3 protein-coding genes are annotated in these 3,427 nt (G+C 34.8%); all 3 read left to right on the top strand.

Annotated features, from left to right (window positions below):
* Positions 1 to 1,578, top strand: a 1,578-nt coding sequence (locus D6734_03745) for a hypothetical protein (GenBank protein RMF96405.1), incomplete at its 5' end; no start/stop codon positions are given.
* A gap of 100 nt (positions 1,579 to 1,678) precedes the next feature.
* Complete coding sequence (locus D6734_03740; protein ID RMF96404.1) at positions 1,679 to 2,752, top strand: DUF362 domain-containing protein; 1,074 nt, start codon at positions 1,679 to 1,681, stop codon at positions 2,750 to 2,752.
* 14 nt (positions 2,753 to 2,766) lie between these two features.
* A partial coding sequence (locus D6734_03735; GenBank protein ID RMF96403.1) for a hypothetical protein occupies positions 2,767 to 3,427 on the top strand: 661 nt, incomplete at its 3' end.

Here is a 3,427-nt window from a genome sequence, read left to right as displayed (position 1 = left end):
GCTTTTAAATTTGCCTTCATCCTTTCGATTATATCCATACCTTTTATTCTATATTTAGCAGGAAAAAATTTTAAATTTACTGACACTGAATCACTACTATTTACGGCAGGCGGCTTAATCTATCTTCACACTTCTATATGCGTTGATTTTATAAAGTGGGGAACAATTTCCTTCGTTTATGCTTCTTATCTTTCTTTATATTCCGTCTCACTTTTTTATTCTTATCTATCTGAAGGGAAAAGGAAAAAAATTGTTTTAGCCACTCTTATCGGATGTTGTGCAATATGGGTGCATCTCCTTGCAATGATATGCATTGGCATGCCGCTTTTCTTTTTAATACTAAGTTCCTTTAAAGAGATTTTAAAAAATAGGAAATTGGCTTTTTGTATCTCAGCTCTTGTTATATTGATTGTCACAATGCCAATCTATTATCCCCTTTTCCTATTCTATGAAAATAGAACACGTTTTTTCCCATGGGAGCCATATTATACTTCAAGTTTATGGGAACCGCTAAAGACATATATTTTTCAAATGCCCATATTCAATGAGTATTATGGAATTCCTTTCAAAAAAAATTCATTGGTTGATGTTACAATTCTTTTCTCTGCTATTGTAGGGTATCGATTCTTAAGGAGAGAAAATAAAAAAGCTCTTTTATTTTGTTTGGCAGGAGCTTTTGCTTCTTTTTTCCTTCTTGGCTTTTATGGATCATTCGCAGAATTTACAAGACGCCTTACACCTCTTCGTTTTTTGATAACAATGAATATTTTTCTTCTTCCTTCATCAGTTGTTGGACTCTACAAAATATATAAATATCTTACGGAAGATAAAAAAGTCTTTTCAAAAATAACTGTGCAAGGTACTGCCCTCTTTTTTGTCCTTACAATAATTTCAATGCCTTATTATCATTTCTATATTTTAAAGAGTATGCGCCTTAATACTTCTTCTACAAAGGAATCAACAGAATTTATAAATTTCATCAGGGAAAATACAACAAAGGAAGGAAGAATTCTTATGGAAAACTCAGATTGGGAGAGTGGACATCTTTATTTTGGAGGACACTTGCCCATTTTACTTCCTCATTATGTTGACCGTGAATTTGTAGGCAGTGAATATTCTACAGACCCAATGATTGATAATTTTATGAGTTTCTACGATGGTTTTCTTTTCCATAAAAAGCTGAGCTGGTTTAACAGACAAAGATTGGAAGAATATTTTAATCTTTACAATATAAAATGGATAATCTGCTGGTCAAAGGATGCAGTAAAATTAATGGATTCATTCCCGGATTATATAGTGAAAAGAGCAGTATTTTCTCCATTTATTTTGTATGAAGTGAATAGAAAGGGAAGCTATTTTTTATCTGGTCATGGTAATGTAAAGACTGCAATAAATAAGATTTGGCTTTCCAATGTGCAATCGGAGAATGGGAAAATTATATTATCCTATCATTGGCTGAAAACCTTGAAAACAGATAAGGCAATGGAAGTAAAAAGAGTTTTTCTATTAGATGATAAAGTCGGTTTCATTGAAATTGATAATCCTCCAAAAAATCTCACCATTTACAACGCCTACTGATTGATTCTCCCTGAAAATATTTTATTTTGATTTTTTCAAATTTATAAAATAGCTTTAAATAAGCTGCATTTTAAAGATTCCTTTTTTTGGAGAAATAGAAATGAAAAAAAAAAATAATCGCTTTAACATCTTTCATTTTTTTAAATCGGCCAACCGTAGAGATTTTATCAAAGATGTTTCAATCGCTGCCTTTGGATTAATGGTAAGCGGCACCAAGATTGTTTTCAGCGATGAAATAAAGAAGATGCCTGCACATAAATCTATAGTGGGGATGGCAAGAGACGGAAGTGTAAAGAAAACTTTACGAAAAGCAGTTGAACTTTCAGGAGGACTCGATTTTATAAAACCGGGCGATAAGGTGCTTCTAAAACCAAATAACAATGCCAATGTTGAATGGCCTGGCAGTACGAATCCTGAAGTCGTTTATGAACTTGTGAATCTTGTGCGAGAAAAAGAGCCATCGAGGATAATTGTCTCAGACCGTTCAACTATGGCGCTTGATACTTTGAAGGCAATGAAAGCTTCAAAGATATATGATGCGGCAATGGATGCAAAAGCAGAAGTAATTACAGGAGAGCAGAGAAAATACCGCAAAGTCAAACCTCCAATGGCTGTGAATTGGCCTCAGGGGTTTCATATTTCTGAAATCATAGATGAAGTTGACCATATTATTAATATTCCTCAGCCGAAAGCCCATTGGATAACCGGTTATACAATGGGCTTTAAAAATTATGTAGGTCTTATAGATGTTCCTGATAGGATGGAATATCTTCATAAGGGTTTGCAATGGAAGGTCGTTGGAGATGAAGTCAAACCCGTTCAGCCCATCGAGCCCATATCAGCAATGATTCCTGAAATTAGTCTTGCTGTGAAGACATCTCTTACTGTCCTTGATGCAACAAGATCGATTGTCGAAGGTTCATCAGACAAGGGGAAGGTAGAAACTCCCGGCATAATTGCAGCTTCAAGAGACCAGATTGCCATTGATGTTGTGGGGCTTGCGATAATGAAAAGCCTCGGCGCATCAGACTTTATACAGATTAAGCCTATTTGGGAACAGCTTCAGATAAAGAGGGCAGTTGAACTTGGATTAGGGGCAAAAAGTGGACAAGAGATTGATTTGAAATCATCGGGAATTTCTGAAATAGAGAAAATTCGCAGTTTCATAATTTAATAAAAAAGAAGCAAATGACTCTTGATGAGATAAAGAAGAAACTAAAAACGATGGAAGATGAATACACTGATTTTATCAGTGGATATTTCCAGAATTGGGAGTTATGGGCAGATGCCTCTGAGCGCATTTATCGGGGGGAGGAAGTCAGTGAAAGAGAAGTGCCGAAAGCTTTCCATACAGAAATGAAGATGATGAAGATGATTTTAAAAATGGAAAAATCCGGAGATTTTGATTGGAATAATCCTGTCGTTAAAAAGATGTTTTCAGAGTTTTCACAAAGTTCCTTTTATAAATATTTTGGAGAAACAATAGTAAAAGTGGCATTTGAGATTGCCTCATCGATTGAATGTAGAACATTACTTGAAGTTGGAGCGGGTAATGGAAATCTCACACGCAAGATGGTCAGACAGATGAAAGAGAATGATAAAAATATTTCTTTATTAATTTCAGATTCAAAGGATCTAATTTTGCCTGAAGCAAAGAAAATTGAAGAGGAATATGATTTTCATAATATAGATGCCTTTTTGTGGAATATTTCAGAACCTCCACCAAAGGAGGTTGAGGAAATTCTGCGACCCCCTGTGCTTTGTTATGAAAGATACACAATTACCTATACAAGCCCTGATGTAGTTAAGAATATTGCATCAGTGTCAGATGTATTGGTTATGGGAGATT

Source organism: Candidatus Schekmanbacteria bacterium, from assembly GCA_003695725.1.
Lineage (GTDB): Bacteria > Schekmanbacteria > GWA2-38-11 > GWA2-38-11 > J061 > J061.
This window is presented reverse-complemented; position numbering and strand designations above follow the sequence as displayed.